The organism is Marinomonas rhizomae (genome assembly GCF_003315485.1).
In the GTDB taxonomy this organism is placed as follows: Bacteria; Pseudomonadota; Gammaproteobacteria; order Pseudomonadales; family Marinomonadaceae; genus Marinomonas; species Marinomonas rhizomae.
On record NZ_QNSE01000009.1, the window covers coordinates 141,066 to 157,145 of the forward strand.

15 protein-coding genes are annotated in these 16,080 nt (G+C 41.7%); 9 read left to right on the forward strand and 6 right to left on the reverse strand.

What is annotated here, in order from left to right:
* Window positions 1-164: 164 nt before the first annotated feature.
* Together DFP80_RS13035 and DFP80_RS13040 are read left to right on the forward strand one after the other, a co-directional pair.
* Window positions 165-779 carry an OmpW family outer membrane protein gene (locus DFP80_RS13035; RefSeq protein ID WP_113917234.1) on the forward strand — a complete coding sequence of 205 codons (615 nt, stop codon included), beginning with the start codon at window positions 165-167 and terminating at the stop codon, window positions 777-779.
* Between the two features lie 169 nt (window positions 780-948).
* Complete coding sequence (locus tag DFP80_RS13040; RefSeq protein WP_113917235.1) at window positions 949-1,587, forward strand: HD domain-containing protein; 639 nt, start codon at window positions 949-951, stop codon at window positions 1,585-1,587.
* An 11-nt stretch (window positions 1,588-1,598) separates the two neighbouring features.
* Here DFP80_RS13040 and DFP80_RS13045 read toward each other — a convergent pair whose 3' ends face one another.
* Window positions 1,599-2,045, reverse strand: a complete 447-nt coding sequence (locus DFP80_RS13045) for a MarR family winged helix-turn-helix transcriptional regulator (RefSeq protein ID WP_113917236.1) — start codon at window positions 2,043-2,045, stop codon at window positions 1,599-1,601.
* 103 nt (window positions 2,046-2,148) lie between these two features.
* Here DFP80_RS13045 and DFP80_RS13050 point away from each other — a divergent pair, with 103 nt between their 5' ends.
* On the forward strand, window positions 2,149-2,601 hold the full coding sequence (locus DFP80_RS13050) for a DUF2798 domain-containing protein (protein WP_113917237.1): 453 nt from the start codon (window positions 2,149-2,151) through the stop codon (window positions 2,599-2,601).
* A 27-nt stretch (window positions 2,602-2,628) separates the two neighbouring features.
* On the opposite strand, the gene modC is transcribed toward DFP80_RS13050, so the two are convergent.
* The 4 genes from modC to DFP80_RS13070 are packed head-to-tail and all read right to left on the reverse strand — an operon-like array spanning window position 2,629 to window position 5,607.
* Window positions 2,629-3,738, reverse strand: a complete 1,110-nt coding sequence (gene modC / locus DFP80_RS13055) for a molybdenum ABC transporter ATP-binding protein (protein WP_113917238.1) — start codon at window positions 3,736-3,738, stop codon at window positions 2,629-2,631.
* Complete coding sequence (gene modB, locus DFP80_RS13060; protein WP_113917239.1) at window positions 3,735-4,433, reverse strand: molybdate ABC transporter permease subunit; 699 nt, start codon at window positions 4,431-4,433, stop codon at window positions 3,735-3,737. The genes modC and modB overlap by 4 nt, the downstream gene beginning before the upstream one ends.
* A 12-nt stretch (window positions 4,434-4,445) precedes the next feature.
* A complete protein-coding gene (gene modA / locus DFP80_RS13065) occupies window positions 4,446-5,249 on the reverse strand; it encodes a molybdate ABC transporter substrate-binding protein (RefSeq protein WP_113917240.1) in 804 nt (267 codons plus the stop codon).
* Between the two features lie 28 nt (window positions 5,250-5,277).
* A complete protein-coding gene (locus DFP80_RS13070) occupies window positions 5,278-5,607 on the reverse strand; it encodes a Rieske (2Fe-2S) protein (RefSeq protein ID WP_113917241.1) in 330 nt (109 codons plus the stop codon).
* Between the two features lie 288 nt (window positions 5,608-5,895).
* Between DFP80_RS13070 and DFP80_RS13075 the strand changes: the two genes are divergently transcribed.
* Window positions 5,896-8,196, forward strand: a complete 2,301-nt coding sequence (locus DFP80_RS13075; RefSeq protein WP_113917345.1) for a transglycosylase domain-containing protein — start codon at window positions 5,896-5,898, stop codon at window positions 8,194-8,196.
* A 282-nt stretch (window positions 8,197-8,478) separates the two neighbouring features.
* Entirely contained in the window at window positions 8,479-9,303 is an 825-nt protein-coding gene (locus tag DFP80_RS13080) for a substrate-binding periplasmic protein (RefSeq protein ID WP_113917242.1), read from the forward strand.
* Between the two features lie 71 nt (window positions 9,304-9,374).
* Here the strand turns inward: DFP80_RS13080 and glgA are convergent, their stop codons facing one another.
* Window positions 9,375-10,808, reverse strand: coding sequence for a glycogen synthase GlgA (glgA, locus tag DFP80_RS13085; protein ID WP_113917243.1), 1,434 nt, complete (start codon window positions 10,806-10,808; stop codon window positions 9,375-9,377).
* 93 nt (window positions 10,809-10,901) lie between these two features.
* On the opposite strand from glgA, the gene glgC reads away from it, so the two are divergent.
* The 4 genes from glgC to lepB all read left to right on the forward strand — a co-directional run bounded on the left by glgC (window position 10,902) and on the right by lepB (window position 16,073).
* A complete protein-coding gene (gene glgC, locus DFP80_RS13090; protein WP_113917244.1) occupies window positions 10,902-12,155 on the forward strand; it encodes a glucose-1-phosphate adenylyltransferase in 1,254 nt (417 codons plus the stop codon).
* Window positions 12,156-12,524: 369 nt separating this feature from the next.
* Window positions 12,525-13,157 (forward strand): riboflavin synthase subunit alpha, encoded by a 633-nt coding sequence (locus tag DFP80_RS13095; protein ID WP_113917245.1) that lies wholly within the window; start codon window positions 12,525-12,527, stop codon window positions 13,155-13,157.
* Between the two features lie 234 nt (window positions 13,158-13,391).
* Window positions 13,392-15,197 (forward strand): translation elongation factor 4, encoded by a 1,806-nt coding sequence (gene lepA / locus DFP80_RS13100; RefSeq protein ID WP_113917246.1) that lies wholly within the window; start codon window positions 13,392-13,394, stop codon window positions 15,195-15,197.
* Window positions 15,198-15,248: 51 nt separating this feature from the next.
* The gene (lepB, locus tag DFP80_RS13105) at window positions 15,249-16,073 is read left to right on the forward strand and encodes a signal peptidase I (protein ID WP_113917247.1); all 825 of its coding nucleotides are present in this window, start codon (window positions 15,249-15,251) and stop codon (window positions 16,071-16,073) included.
* Window positions 16,074-16,080: the final 7 nt, after the last annotated feature.

Sequence of the window (16,080 nt, forward strand, 5' to 3'; positions counted from 1 at the left end):
AAGTGATTTTATTTTGATAGTTCGTCATTTATTGATCAAACCGATATGTTGTCTATTTTGTTTTTTTGGGGTAGCAAAACCTTGATCTAGGTTAATAATTTTATTTTTTATCCTGTTACCTTTTTTGTCACAGACATTTTGTTTGATCAAAAAAGGAATCGATTATGAAAGCTTTACTTCCTGTTGCCCTTGTTTCTGCACTTTGCTCATCTGTTGTACTGGCGCATGATGCTGGTGATATTTTTGTTCGTGGTGGTCTTGCGGCAGTGATGCCAAATGAAAGTAGTGATGATGTTGCTGGCTCTGGTGAATTAGAGCTGAACAGCGATACCCAAGTGGGCGTGACACTTACTTATATGTTAACGGACCAATTTGGTTTAGAAGTGTTAGCCGCGACACCCTTTACTCATAAAGTATCAACTAAAGGCTTAGGTGAAATAGCTGAAGTGTCACATTTACCTCCATCTATTATGGCGCAATATTATTTTGGTCAGGCGAATAGCCAAGTTCGTCCTTATATTGGTGCTGGCTTGAATTACACTGTTTTCTTTGATGAAAAAGGTAAAGGGTCCGTTTTGGGTGGAACGGATGTGAATTTAGACGATTCTTTTGGTCTAGCCGCTCAGGTTGGGGTAGATGTGAACTTTGCTGAAAACTGGTTTGCTAATGCGTCGCTTTGGTATATGGATATTAATACTGATGTACATACAGTTGCTGGGACCTTTAATGCAGATATTGACCCTATTACCTTTATGGCAGCGGTTGGTTACACTTTCTAACGAAGCATGGTTAGGGTAAAGAAAGGGCTTTGATGTTCGCATCAAAGCCCTTTTTGTTTTGTTCCAGTGCTGGATTCGTTACAGGGTTGTAGGTTCTGTTTGTTTTATTTCATGTGTTTGGTATAGGCTTACCAATTTGTAAGCCATGAAGGGAAGGGGGAAAATAATAATGTCATTAGCTAGCCTCTCAGAACTCGAACATCATTGCCGTATGTTTTTGCAAGCGGTAGATCACGCTGATGCAGCCCATGATTTGAATCATATCTTGCGAGTAGTCAAAGTCGCTAAGCAACTTGCCATTGCAGAAAATGCTAACTTGGCTGTTGTTGTTCCTGCCGCCTGGCTTCACGATTGTGTGTCTTTACCTAAAAACCATCCCGAGCGGCATTTGGCTTCGACACTAGCAGGTGATAAGGCGATTGAATTTTTAGCCTCTATTGATTATTCAATTGAACATTACGAAGCAATCTATCATGCCATTCAAACTCATAGTTTTAGTGCTAACATTAGACCCAAAACGCTTGAAGCTAAGATAGTGCAGGATGCAGATCGTTTAGATGCATTAGGCGCTGTCGGTATTGCTCGTTGTATGCAAGTAAGCGGGGCTCTTAATCGTACTTTATATGCGTCAGAGGATCCTTTTTGTGAGAGTCGAGAGCCCAACGACTCTCTCTATTCGATTGATCATTTCTATAAGAAGTTGTTGCATATAGCTGGCAGTTTCAATACAGCTTCCGCACAGTTAGAAGGGAAAAGGCGAGAGACGATAATGCGGTCTTTTTTAGATAACTTAGCATTAGAGGTTTAGCCGACGTGCTGCTATGTTTTTTTATTAATAGCGTTCAAATTCGAAAGCATCTTTGCACCAGTGTCCAAGAATGTTTTTAGTTCTTCATCACTAACATTCGCTCTCATCTTTTTTAAAGCCGCTTGGTCTGCTTTTGCCAATTGTTGATAAAAGCTCAAACCTTTTTCAGTTAATCTTAAGAATTGGCTACGCTTATCATTTGGGTTAGGGGATTTAATAACAAGCTCTTGGTTCACTACTTCCTGAATTAATCGAGTGACTTGACCTTTATCCCTTTCTGTTATGTCTGCAAGATAATTTGCTGTGCAGTTTTCTGTCTCATGAATATTTTTTAAGATCATAAAATACAATGGAGATAAGGTAAGCCCATTCTCTTTCATGATGTTTTTCATGGATATCTTTAATCCACCGATGGTATTTATAAAAAAAGTTTGTAGTTCTGATTCGTAATGTGACATAAGAAATCTCAAAATAATTGACAAAGTCAACTTAAATGAATATAGTTGACTTTGTCAATGTTAAATTTTTGTGTTGGCTCTATGATTCATTGTGAGAGGACCTATGTCAAAAAATGTTCAAAAAATTGGTGTGATTGCTAGCTTAGTCATTATTATTGGTGGTTTTTTAACCTTGTTGATGACTTGGAGAAATATTGGTTTTATTGATGGCTTTATAGTAGCTTGGCTTTCCTCTTTTGCTTTGTGTGTTCTGTGTATTGCGCCAATTGGTGGAGGGATTGCTTTTGTGGTTAATCGCTTGGTTAACTTGATCTTTCCAGCCTTATCTTATGTGAAGAAAAATATTGTTTTCGGGCTTGTTATGGCTGTGCTGATGGAATCTATCATGGCTGTTGTAACGACGATAAACCTGCACGGTTTTATGGTACTAAAAGAGTTTGTTGATTTTTGGCTTGCGACGTTTATTTCGGCATTACCAGCAGGGTTGGCTATTTCTGTGTTGATGTCTCTGGTTATTAAGCCTAAATTAGCCGCTTTTTGGGCTAAGCCAGTCTAAGTGCTGAGACTTTAAGGTTTTCAATTCTTAGGAGAGAACCGCAACGGACTTAATTTGAGCTATGATGGTTTGGCCTTTTTCTAGTCTTAGGTTGTGAGCTGATAATGTGGTTATTTTAGCTAAAATTGTTGTAGTTCCTGCTAATAGACGAACCATAATCATGCTTGGGTCCTTAGGGTCCCTTTCTAAATCGTCTATTAATACAGATAAGCGGTTTAGGATACTTGAGTTATCTTGTTTACTTAGTGCTAAGCTGACATCTTTTGATTGGATTCTTAAACGAATCAAATCGCCTAGCTTTTCATCGCCTTGTTTGAATGCGATGGTTTGGTTGTCAAAACTGATCCATGAAAGTCCCCATTTAGGTTCTTGTCGTGTGACAGCACCTGAAACCACTACGCTGGCATCTTGGTAGCGAGAGAACGAAGTGCCAAGCTTGCCAAGCAAGCTTTGTGTTTTTCCTTCTTCGATTGCTCTACCCTTATCTAAGACAACCATATAATCGGCAAGTCGTATGACTTCGTCTAAGGAATGGCTTACATAGATGATGGGGATGCTAGTACGGCGGCAGAGTTGTTCTAAATAGGGAAGGATTTCTTGTTTTAATGCATCGTCTAGTGCAGAGAGAGGTTCATCCATTAGAAGTAGTTTCGGCTGAATTAAAAGCGCTCTTGCCATGGCCACTCGTTGGCGCTCACCACCGGATAGTTGAGCTGGATATTGAGATAAGATGGCTTCGATATTCATTAAACGAATCACATCTTTATAAGAAATGATCGGCTGGGCTGAGTTGGCTCGTTTGATTGCGAACTGTAAATTTTCTTTAGCGCTAAGGTGTGGAAACAGGTTTGCGTCTTGGAACACATAACCAATTGGGCGCTTGTGAGCTGGAGAGTAAATGGATTTGGTGCCAGATTGCCAGATCTCTCCATTTAAAGTAATGCTGCTTTGTTTGTTTGGTTCAAGACCTGCAATACATCTAAGAAGTGTGGTTTTTCCAGAACCTGATGGGCCAAATAAGGCGCTCACACCACTGTTGGGTAACTTTAAATCGACATCAAGAGAGAAGGTTGAGGTCTTGAGGTGCTGATAGGTAACTTGAACACATAGGGGGTTGTGGTCTTGCTTGCTGCTCATAACAAACCGCCTGTCAGGCCTTTACTTTTTTGGCGTTTTTGAGTGCTGTACAAAAACGCCAAGACCACAAAGGCAAATACAATCATTAGCAAGGACAGTGTATGAGCTTGTCCGTATTCTAGAGCTTCGACATGATCGTATATTTGTATGGAAATTACTCTGGTTTCATTAGAAATATTGCCACCTATCATTAAAACAACACCAAACTCACCAATGGTATGAGCAAACCCTAAAACAGCGGCGCTTATATAGCCAGGTTTTGCTAGCGGAACGGCGACATGGATAAAGCTATCCCATGGGGAGGCTCTAAGAGTCGAAGCGGCTTCTAAGGGGCGATCTCCCATTGCGATAAAGGCATTTTGAATGGGTTGAACGACAAATGGTAAGGAGTAAAGCATGGACGCCACCACCAGGCCAGAGAAGCTAAAAGGTAGGGGAGAGACGCCTATTTTGGCCAATAATTGCCCCATTGCTCCCTGTGGGCCTAAAAACAGTAATAAGTAAAAACCCAATACGGTGGGAGGAAGAACGAGAGGCATAGCAACGATAGCGTTAATAGGGCCCTTTAACCAAGATTGCGTTCTGGCTAGCCACCAAGCGATGGGCGTACTGATTAAAATTAATAAAACCGTGACGATGCTTGCCAGTTTTAAGGTTAGCCAAATAGCGGCAATATCATCGGGGCTTAATGTCATAATAGCGCTTGCCTAATTCACTTCTGAAGCATAGCCAAATAAGGCTATTTTCCGTTGGATATCAGGACGCATTAAGAACTTCATAAATGTTTCAGCTAACTCGATGTTTTTTGACTTTGATAAAATGACCCCTGCTTGGTTAATGTTATTATAGAGGTTGTTAGGTATACGTATTGAGTGGCCTTTTTCTTGTCCTGCTAATATTTGTGAATAGGCTGTAAAGCCGATATCTGCATTTTGTGAATATACAAATTGATAGGCTTGCCCTATATTTTCCCCTTGGACTATCTTGTTTTTAACCTGATCCAAAACAGATAAGTTACGCATGATTTCTTCTGCCGCTTTACCGTAAGGTGCCAGTCTTGGGTTGGCTATTGCAATACGCTTTGCCTTAAGAAGTGCACTCTTTAGTGTTGTGGCATTAATGGTATTTACTGACCAGAGAGCGAGTTGACCTCTGGCATAAATTACTAAGCTGTCAGGTTGAGCAAGTTGGGTTTTGATAAGCGCTTCTGGTTTAGCTGTGTCGGCAGACAAAAAAATGTCAAAAGGGGCATTGTGTCGAATTTGTGCGAATAGTTTTCCTGATGAGCCAAACGACAGCTGGAGTATATGTCCTGTTTCTTGTTCAAATTCATTGGCGAGTTGTTTTATGGGAGCAATGAAATTAGAGGCGACAGCTAAGTGAAGTTCATTAGCGGCAATAGCTTTAATTGGCGTAAGAAGAGAACATAAAAGAAAAAGCGGGGAGAGTAAGGCGCTAAGCCTATAGTAAAAGGGTCGCGTCTTAGCGGCTAAAAAAATCTCTATCGTCATTGGTACATTCTTAAAGTCATATGACTTGTTAAGCAAATAATAAGTAGCAGTTACCTTGCTCTATTCCTACCGTGGCTTTTTTAAGCTGGCTACCTTGGCATGGGCCAGTAATACAGGTTCCATCCAAAGGCGAAAACAAAGCCCCATGATGGTGGCATTTTAGGTAATCGCCTTCTTCGTCCAATGCAAGATCTGTGGGCCAATTAAGTGGCTTATTTTGATGGGGGCAAAGGTTCTCATAAGCAAGAATTTGACCTTGTTGCTTAGTCACTAAGAAATTGTAGTCTTCTACTTTTATATTTAGCGCTTTACCTTCGGGAAGGTTTTGAGCATTAGGAATAAGGTACTTATTAAACACGTGGTTACCGCACTTTTTTTATAATGAATGTTGTTTGTCTCAATAGAATTGACGCTTTCCGTAATCATGCGCACTAAAAGTGATAACAATAAACAATCTCTTCTAGTGGTGTTTTCTTTCAATTCCATTGTTGTATAAGCGAATAAAGTTCAGTCTAACGTCAGTTAGATAAACTTTCCGTGAGGAAAGACTCTAAAGTGCTATGAGGAGCGAGTCAATATGCAAGAATTCAGTTAGTTGATTTTAGATCGTTGCTTGCTATCTATAAGCTCCTTATACTTGCTCGCTATGACTAAAAAAACTCCGGCAAAATCTTCACGTAAGCCATCAATTCGTTCGAAGAAACTACCTAAACCCTCTTTATTGAAGAGAGTATTTTATTTTTGTTTAAAATGGGGCTTTATTATTGCTCTAATTGGCTCTATTCCTTTTGCTGGTTGGGTGTGGTGGCTAAACGGGCAGGTTGTTAGCCGTTTTGAAGGACAGAAATGGCAGGTCCCCTCTGAGGTGTTCAGTGCCCCCATTATTTTGTCGAGTGGTGCGCCATGGAAAAAACAAGATCTCGAAACATTATTGGAAGAAACTGGGTATCGCTTTGGTCGAAACAGCCAGAAGGTTGGCTGGGCTGCACGTAGCCGAACAAAAGTCAGTGCGCATTTGCGCTCTTATGTTGATCATCTAGGGTTTCATGAGAGCGAAAGGCGTATTTTTTCCTTCCAAAATGGTCATTTAGTCATTCAGGCATTGAATGGTGATGCCATAGACGAGGCACGAATCGAGCCCCAGCGTATTGGCTTCTTGTACGGTGGTAATACCGAAAGCCGTCAAATTTTAACGTACGATAACATCCCTAAACCCTTGATTGATATTTTGATCGCAGTAGAAGATCAGGATTTTTATCAGCATTGGGGAATCTCTCCTACAGGTATCGCACGAGCGGCCTTGATTAACTTAACGCATGGCTCTCGACGCCAAGGCGGTTCTACCTTGACTCAACAGCTTGTGAAAAACATGTATTTAAGCTCTGAGCGAACCTATACTAGAAAATTAACTGAGGTTGTTATGAGCTTGCTGCTTGAATATCATTATTCAAAAGAAGCCATTATTACAGCTTACATGAATGAAGTGTATTTGGCTCAATTAGGCAGCAGCGCTTTGCATGGTTTTGCTGCCGCTAGCCAGCATTTTTTTGGCCGTCCACTTAATGAGCTGAATATTGATGAATTGGCTCTGTTAGTGGGTATGGTCAAAGGCCCATCTCTTTATAACCCGGAACGATCACCGAATCGCGCAAAAAGTCGTCGCAACACTGTATTGGCTATATTGAAAAAACAGGGGCGACTATCCAGTGCTGATTATAACCGTTTAATCAAACGACCTATTCGACTTGCTGACAAGAAGAAAGAGCGCTCTGTATTTGGCGATTATTTGGATTTGGTTGCTATGCAGTTGTCACGGGATTTTGATGAGACAACGTTAGCGACGAAGAATTTACGTATTTATACCGGGGTCGATATACGCGCACAGCGAGCGGCGAGTTTAGCGATGCAGCGACAAGTGAGTGCGTTGGAGCGGCGTGACCCTAAGTTGAAAGGGTTGCAAGGTGCCATGGTCGTTACCGATAGACTTACAGGACAAGTGCGCGCTGTAGTGGGGTCAAGCGATCAGCATTATACAGGGTTTAATCGAGCATTAGGCGCGGTTAGACCGATCGGTTCATTGGTGAAGCCGCCGTTGTATTTATCTGCTCTAGCAACGGGACGTTACACTTGGTGGAGCGAAATAGAGGATAAAAAATTACGTTTTAAAGTTGGGGGTCAGGTTTGGGAGCCTGAAAACTACGATAGAAGAACTCATGGTGTTGTGCATCTTTATGAAGCGATGGCTAAATCTTATAACTTGGCGACAGTTTCTCTGGCGAATCAAATTGGCTTTGATAGAGTGGGTGATACCTTAAGGCAATTAGGCGTCAAACGACCTTTTACTATGCATCCAGCAATGGCTCTTGGGGCACTGGAGTTGTCTCCCTTTGAAGTATCTCGTTTATATCAACCCATTGCCTCTCAAGGTAAAAGTAGTGAGCTGGGGGTTGTGTTAGCGGTTATGGATCAAAAGGATCAGCTGATGAAGCGATTTAATCAGCATAATGATGTGCCGTTTACGGATGCTTTACTTGCTGTTACTTTGGATGGAATGACAAAAACACCAAAAATAGGTACAGCTAAAGCGGCTCAAGCGGCTTTTCCCGGTCTAAATTTTGCCGCTAAAACGGGCACTACGAATCAGCAAAAAGACAGTTGGTTTGTTGGTATTACCGGCGGTTATTCTTCAGTAGTATGGCTTGGCGATGATAATAATGTGCCATTAAGCATTACTGGTAGTAGTGGTGCATTGAAGGTTTGGGTTGATTTCATCAAAAATGTTAACCCTAGATCGTTGCCTGATGCCTTGCCCAGTGGCGCTGCGCGCTACAACGTTCTAGATAGTAAATTTGAGATCGCTGCAGATCGCTGCCAAGATAAGGTGTCGTTGGCGTTTATTTTGGGCACTGAGCCAAAAGAAAGTACTTCATGTTTTTGGCCTTTCTAAATTCACCTGCATGAGATGGGAAAAGAAGATTGATAATTGTTTCGTTCTTATATAGCCTCTTAGGTTCTTAAAAAGAACAACGTTACTTTTTTATGATTTTTAAGTTATTGTTATCAAAGGTTGTTGCTGCTTTATGGAAGGAAGATTGTAAGAGGTGATTTGAGGATGATTGTCGGGAAAAGAAGCAGGCCAAAATGCTTCTTGGATATAGCACCACCTTAGGTATACAAAGAAAAAGCTTCGCTTGTCGTCTGAATTTTACTTGTAAGGGAGTGGCGCTTTATGCGGCTGCATACACACATAGTTTACTGTTTATTAGCGGTGACTTTTTTAAATGCTGATATTGTTCTAGGCGAAAAGGCTCCATCGTCGTTGTGTAAATCTCTTACTGCAACGGGTAACTCAGAATATCCTCCTTTTTTATGGCGAGACACGCCTACCTCATCTGAACTCCATGGCGTTAATCGCTTAATTATTGACGAATTAAGCCGCCGAATAAATATTCCAATTGAGCTCATTCATGTTGGTCCTTGGTCGAGAGCTCAAGGTGAAGTGAAAAGTGGTCGTGTTGATCTTATGGCTGGCGCTTTTTATACCAATGAGCGAGCTGATTATATGGATTATTTCACGCCAGTAATGCTACATACAACAAGTGTCGTGTGGCAGAGCAAAAGCAACCCCTTCCCTTATAGCAAAAAAGAAGACTTGGCTGGAAAGTGGGGAGTGACTGTGATTAATAATAGTTTTGGTCAAGAGTTTGACCAATATGCCCAACAAAACCTGAACATATTAGCTGTGGCCAGTTTGTCGCAAGCGCTACGTATGTTGGCTGCAGATAGAGTTGATTACGTTTTGTATGAAAAGAATCCAGCCTATGCGTATGCAACTATGCTGGGATTGTCGGACTCTGTTGTTCCTCTTTCGCCTTATATAAGCCGAGAGGGATTGTATTTGACCATGGCTAAGAAATCGCATTGTAATCTTGATAGTGTGAAACATAAAATCGCAACCGCTTTACACAATATGAAGCAGGAAGGTTTTACTGGGCAGGCAGCAATGGATGGTGTGCGAGAATGGGAGGTTCACGCCCGAACGGGGATGCATTAGTCATAAAGGTTTAGTCGAAATAAAGGGAGTTAGAGTATTCATTCTCCCTTATATTGTTTCTTTGTTGCTTGTTATGGACGGATTAAAGACTCATAGAGCTGGGTCCACTGTTCAGTCACCGCTTCCCAGCTGTAGTCGTAACTCATTGCGTTTTTCTGTTTTTCCTGCCAGTTATGAGTCTCATGAAAGCACTTTATAGTGCGTTCCATCGCGGCTTGCAAAGACTCCGCATTAGCGGATTGGAAAACAAACCCGTTTGATTTTTCTCCTTCCTCAAACACGGTATCTGCTAAGCCACCTGTTTGCCTTACTACGGGTAAGGTTCCATATTTTAATGCGTAGAGCTGTGTTAAGCCGCAAGGCTCAAAGCGGGATGGAATAAGCAAGGCATCAATACCTGCTTGGAGACGATGAGAATAATCTTCAAAGTAGCCAATACGTACAGAGACTTGAGTTGGATAATTCTTTTGCAGCTCTAAATATTGGTTTTCTAGATATTTATCGCCTGAACCTAGGAGGATTAGCCGAGCCCCTTTTTCTAAGATACTTGGCATCACTTGTAAAACTAGATCTAATCCTTTTTGCTCAGTTAGTCGACTAACAATACCAAACACTGGCTGATTGAGATCTTCTGAGAGGCCATTTTCTTGTAATAACGCCAGCTTGTTAGTTTGTTTTTGGCTGAGTGTCTTGATGCCGTAATTGTGTGTAATCAGTGTATCTTTATCTGGTGACCATTGATCATAGTCGACGCCATTTAAAATACCGACCAGCTTGTCTTTCATCGACCTTAGGACACCATCTAGGCCGTCGCCATACTCTGGTGTAAGAATTTCTTTGGCATACGTAGGGCTAACGGTAGTGACAGCGTCAGCATAAACTAAACCTGCTTTAAGGCCGGAGAATCGCCCATAAAACTCCATGCCGTGCATAGTGAGTAAGTCTGGTGATAATTGCATGCTGGAAAATTGATTCATGTCAAAACTACCGTTATAGCGTAAATTATGCACGGTTGTGACAACTGGGATATGTTCTGCTTTCCAGCTTTCCAAATACGCAGCGGCAAAGCCCGTTTGCCAATCGTTTAAATGAAGTATGTCTGCTTGCCAATTCATAAGGTGTCCATGGCGCGCTAGCGTAGCCGCTGCCCATGACAATGCTGCAAAACGTATATGATTATCTTCGAAATCTATGCCGTTGTTATCTACATAAGGTCCGTCGTCACGTTCATAAAGCGCTTGGCATTGTAGCAGCCAGATGGGGGTGTCATTTTCAGGTATATGAGTTTCGAGAAGTAGTAAATCTCCAACCCCAAATGGATTTCCTAGGTTGATACTCTTTTGAATTGGCGCTACCTTTTCCAGTATGCCTTGGTAAGCAGGCATGATTAGCTTTACATCGTGGCCTTTCTTTCTCAAAGCGACAGGTAGGGCGCCAGCGACATCGGCTAAACCACCGGTTTTAATTAGAGGGTAAACTTCGGAGGCGGCAAATAGTATTTTCATTATTATGCATCTTATTGATTTGGAATAATGATAAGAGTATACCTAAATGGAACTTTGAATTGAGTGTGTTGATAAAAATTTTAAGGGTATCACATGGATTTAAATACGGCGCGTATGAAAACTCTGTCCATTATCCTAGCCGGTGGACGTGGTTCAAGATTAAAACAATTAACCGATAACCGTTCAAAACCTGCCGTGCCTATTGCCGGTAAGTACAAAATTATAGATTTCCCGCTCTCTAATTGTATCAACTCAGGTATGCGCCGGATTGCTGTCCTGACACAATACCGTTCTCATACTTTGAACCAGCATGTTCAACGGGGTTGGAACTTTCTACGCTCAGATTTTAATGAATTCATCGAATTATGGCCTGCCCAGCAACAGACTGGCGGTGATTGGTATCGTGGAACAGCTGATGCGGTTTACCAAAACTTGACCATGATTGATGGTTTAGAAAGTGAGTACATTTTGATTCTTGCTGGTGACCATGTTTACAAGCAAGATTATAGCCTTATGCTACAAGATCACATTGAAAGTGGAGCGGATGTCACTGTCGCTTGTATAGAAGTACCTCTGAAAGAGGCGGATCAGTTTGGCATTATGCATGTAGATGAAAGTGATAATATTATCGCGTTCGAAGAAAAGCCTTCTGACCCGCCTACTATGCCTGGTAAGCCTAATGTCTCGCTTGCGAGCATGGGGATTTATATCTTTAATACTAAATTTTTGTCTGAGAATTTGCGTTCGGATGCCCGTGATGACGATTCTAGTCATGATTTTGGTAAGGACTTAATTCCCTTGTTTGTTGGGCGCAGTAAAATCAAAGCGCATCATTTTTCTCAGAGTGTAATTGATAATAAGAGCTACCCTGATGCTCCTTATTGGCGTGATGTGGGCACGTTGACGGCTTATTGGGAAGCCAATATGGACTTGACTCGTTTGGTTCCTGAGTTGGATTTATACGATGAAGAGTGGCCGATTCGCACCGCTCAATATCAGCGACCGGCGGCCAAGTTTAATTATAATTATGAAGAGCGAATTGGTACCGCATTAAATTCTGTAGTGTCTGCAGGTTGTATCGTTTCAGGTTCAACGGTTGAGCAGTCAATTTTGTTTAATAACGTACGAGTGAACTCTTATTCGTATGTGAATAAATCAGTTATCTTGCCTCGATGCGATATTGGTCGCCATTGCCGCTTGAATAAAGTAGTTGTGGATTCTGATTGTTGTATCCCTGAAGGGACAGTTATTGGCGAAGATCCTGTTGCTGATGCGGCACGGTTTTATCGAAATTCAGATGGTATCACCTTGGTGACGCAAGGCATGATCGAAGCCTTAGCCGACTGATTTTTTTGTGATTCAGTGCGTAAATATAATTGCAAGCCGCTTTTTTAAGCGGCTTTTTTATATTTCAAATAAACGAAAGTTGGCATTTTTCTTTGGCTTAACTGGGATGATTATTGAACTACTGTCCCGTATAAGCTTGAAAAACAATAAATTGGGCGCATTAGTAAGGTTTGAATTTTTAGTTATTGGATTGAATGTCGGTTATCCCCGTAAGTTGTGGATAACCCTATTGGTGAATCTTTGATAACTTACGCAAAACCAGTCACTATGCAGCTTTGATCATGGGTGTTCATTTCTTCTGCAGTCTTTGGTTTAACTTACGTTAATTGGGTAATGTGTTTATATTTTCACCTGAAATGAGGGCGTTTTATGTTTACGGGTATTGTTCAGGGCACAGCTACTGTCCAAGAAGCGAGTCAAGTTGGGCGGAATAAGCGCCTTGAAATTGTTTTTCCTGCTGGGGTTATGTTAAGTCAGCAACTTGGTGCGAGTGTGGCAATAAATGGTGTGTGCCTTACTGTTGCGGAAATAGGTCATGATGTACTGACATTTGATGTCATCGATACCACATTAGCGCTCACCAACATTGGCCAATTGCAGGCTGGCGATACGGTTAATTTTGAGCGTGCGGCAAAAATGGGTGATGAAATTGGCGGGCATGTAATGTCTGGTCACATAATGACATCTGTTACGGTATCGATGATTGAGAAGGTTGAAGAAAGTGTCCATATTCGTTTTACGACAGACCGCCAAGATGAAGTAGATGCTAGACGTTACTTATTCAACAAGGGATACGTTGGTTTGAATGGGTCAAGTTTGACAATTAGTGATATTGGCAATGATTGGTTGGAGGTTTCTTTAATTCCTGAAACAATCAGGCTTACTACATTTGGTAGCTTATCCATTGGCGATAAAGTGAATCTTGAAATAGATGCGCATACGCAAGCGACAGTTGATACTGTCGAGCGTATTTTAAAGGAACGAGGTGTTGTTTTACCGTAGAAGGTAGATAGTTGCGACTCCAGTATGTTTGATCTCGGAAATAAATGGAGTCCGCGCTCGATTTTCGGTAGAATGCTCGCCAATTTCTATCCTGAATACTTGTTGATAAGTTTTTCATTGAGCTGGCATGGTTGTGCTGGCTGATTAATGCAGCGTTTAGATTAAAAATGTGCATGCTGACACATTTATCAACAGGTAATCATTCAAATATCGCTTTTAAAGTGTGAGTAAATAGTGTCTTCCAATAATCTTAAGCACATACGCAATTTTAGTATCATCGCCCATATCGACCACGGAAAATCGACCTTAGCCGATCGCTTCATTCAGACTTGTGAAGGTTTGAGCGAACGTGAAATGTCCGCTCAGGTTCTTGACTCTATGGACATCGAGCGTGAGCGAGGCATTACCATCAAGGCGCAAAGCGTAACGCTTGATTACCATGCAAAAGATGGTCAAGTTTATCAATTGAACTTTATCGATACACCAGGACATGTTGATTTCTCTTATGAGGTCTCACGTTCTCTTGCAGCCTGTGAAGGTGCATTGCTGGTGGTTGATGCGGCACAAGGTGTTGAGGCTCAATCAGTTGCTAACTGTTATACCGCCATCGAGCAAGGACTCGAAGTTATGCCGGTATTGAATAAAATAGACTTACCTCAAGCTGAACCTGAGCGTGTTTGTGCTGAAATTGAAGAGATCATTGGTATCGATGCAATGGATGCTGTGACCTGTTCAGCAAAAACAGGCATGGGTGTTGATGATGTTTTAGAGCGTCTGGTGGCGACCGTTCCACCACCAGAAGGTGATGTGGATGCGCCGCTTCAAGCGCTTATTATCGATTCATGGTTTGATAATTATCTGGGTGTGGTTTCCCTTGTTCGTATTAAGCAAGGTACTTTACGTAAAAAAGACAAGATTTATATTAAATCTACTAAGATGTCTCACCCTGTTGATATGGCTGGTATTTTTACGCCAAAACGTAAAGAAACTGGCGTGTTGAGAGCGGGGGAAGTAGGTTATGTTGTTGCGGGTATTAAAGACATTCATGGTGCGCCAGTGGGGGATACCATTACCCATACTTCGACACCTGATGTTCCTCAATTAGCGGGTTTCCAAAAAGTTAAACCGCAAGTTTATGCTGGTGTTTTCCCAGTAAGCTCGGATCAATACGAAGATTTTCGTGTTGCCTTGGATAAATTGACACTAAACGATGCGTCGCTGTTCTTTGAACCTGAAAGCTCTGATGCATTAGGCTTTGGCTTTCGTTGTGGCTTCTTAGGCATGCTGCATATGGAAATCATTCAGGAACGTTTAGAGCGAGAATACGATTTAGACTTAATTACCACTGCGCCAACAGTTGTGTTTGAAGTTGAGTTAAATAACGGTGACGTAATTAATGTAGATAGCCCGTCAAAAATGCCTGATCCAGCGACTATTAAAGAAATGCGTGAACCAATCGTGGAAGCCAATATTTTGGTGCCGCAGGAGTATTTGGGTAACGTTATTACATTATGTGTAGAGAAGCGCGGTATTCAAAAAGACATGTTATACGTTGGCCGACAAGTGCAGTTACGCTATCAGCTACCAATGAACGAAGTGGTTATGGACTTCTTTGATAAATTGAAATCTTGTAGTCGCGGTTTCGCTTCTTTGGATTACAGCTTTTCTCACTTTAGCCCTGCACCATTGTGTCGTTTGGATATATTGATTAATGGTGAGCGTGTCGATGCCCTAGCACTGATTATGCATAAAGATAACGTGCAGTTCCGAGGCCGAGCCTTGTGTGAAAAAATGAAGGACTTGATTCCTCGTCAGATGTTCGATGTGGCAATCCAAGGGGCTGTTGGTGCGAAAGTTATTTCGCGTACAACGGTGAAAGCTCTGCGTAAAAACGTTATCGCTAAGTGTTACGGTGGTGATGTTAGTCGTAAGAAGAAACTGTTACAGAAACAGAAAGAAGGTAAAAAGCGCATGAAGCAGGTGGGTAATGTTGAAGTACCACAATCTGCTTTCCTTGCGGTTTTACAACTGGATAGCTAGCCAGATAATCAACAGGGGTGCCAGGGGCACTCCTTGGTGGAGAAATGAACTATGGGTTTTGATTTCGAATTGATACTGGCCATTGCATTTTTGGTGACAGGTGTCTTCTGGGTTTACGACCGTGTTGTGTATTTGCCAAAACGTAAGGTTGTGTTGGCAAATATGGCGACCGAAACGCGAGCTGTGTTGAGTAAAGATGCTCAGCAGCGATTGGCTGACACGCCTAAGTTTGTTGTGGAAGTGAAGTCATACTTCATTATTATCGCTGTTATCTTTGGTCTCCGTTCTTTTGTTGTCGAGCCTTTTCAGATTCCATCTGGTTCCATGCTGCCAACACTAAAAATTGGCGATTTTATTCTAGTGAATAAGTTTGACTACGGTCTTCGTTTACCGGTTTTAAATACGACGCTAATCCCAACCACAGAACCTAAGCGTGGCGATGTGGTTGTTTTTAAATATCCTCTAGATCCTAGTCTAAACTATATTAAACGTTTGGTGGGCTTACCTGGTGATCAAGTGAGTTATCACAATAAGATTTTGACGGTTAATGGCGAGCAAGTGAGCAAAGAATTTTTAGCTAAATTGCCAGTATCCTTGAACCCAGATCAAGAACCTGTTGATTTATTTAGCGAGAATTTAGGCGGTGTAAAACACGATATTTATAATAGTTACCGATTTACACCTCACGAAGGTGAATGGACTGTACCAGCAGGGCATTACTTTGTGATGGGGGATAATCGAGATAATAGTGCAGACAGTCGATTCTGGGGATTCGTACCAGATGAAAACATGAAGGGGCGAGCTTTTTATGTCTGGCTGCATTGGGATAAGTTTTTCAGTATCCCAAGCTTTAAACACAACGGTTTGATTGAATAAGTATTTT

Excerpts from the sequence above, each read along its gene's own strand:
- DFP80_RS13035 (WP_113917234.1), top strand. The coding sequence starts at position 165 with ATGAAAGCTTTACTTCCTGTTGCCCTTGTTTCTGCACTTTGCTCATCT.
- DFP80_RS13040 (WP_113917235.1), top strand. The coding sequence starts at position 949 with ATGTCATTAGCTAGCCTCTCAGAACTCGAACATCATTGCCGTATGTTT.
- DFP80_RS13045 (WP_113917236.1), bottom strand. The coding sequence starts at position 2,045 with ATGTCACATTACGAATCAGAACTACAAACTTTTTTTATAAATACCATC.
- DFP80_RS13050 (WP_113917237.1), top strand. The coding sequence starts at position 2,149 with ATGTCAAAAAATGTTCAAAAAATTGGTGTGATTGCTAGCTTAGTCATT.
- modC (WP_113917238.1), bottom strand. The coding sequence starts at position 3,738 with ATGAGCAGCAAGCAAGACCACAACCCCCTATGTGTTCAAGTTACCTAT.
- modB (WP_113917239.1), bottom strand. The coding sequence starts at position 4,433 with ATGACATTAAGCCCCGATGATATTGCCGCTATTTGGCTAACCTTAAAA.
- modA (WP_113917240.1), bottom strand. The coding sequence starts at position 5,249 with ATGACGATAGAGATTTTTTTAGCCGCTAAGACGCGACCCTTTTACTAT.
- DFP80_RS13075 (WP_113917345.1), top strand. The coding sequence starts at position 5,896 with ATGACTAAAAAAACTCCGGCAAAATCTTCACGTAAGCCATCAATTCGT.
- DFP80_RS13080 (WP_113917242.1), top strand. The coding sequence starts at position 8,479 with ATGCGGCTGCATACACACATAGTTTACTGTTTATTAGCGGTGACTTTT.
- glgA (WP_113917243.1), bottom strand. The coding sequence starts at position 10,808 with ATGAAAATACTATTTGCCGCCTCCGAAGTTTACCCTCTAATTAAAACC.
- glgC (WP_113917244.1), top strand. The coding sequence starts at position 10,902 with ATGGATTTAAATACGGCGCGTATGAAAACTCTGTCCATTATCCTAGCC.
- DFP80_RS13095 (WP_113917245.1), top strand. The coding sequence starts at position 12,525 with ATGTTTACGGGTATTGTTCAGGGCACAGCTACTGTCCAAGAAGCGAGT.
- lepB (WP_113917247.1), top strand. The coding sequence starts at position 15,249 with ATGGGTTTTGATTTCGAATTGATACTGGCCATTGCATTTTTGGTGACA.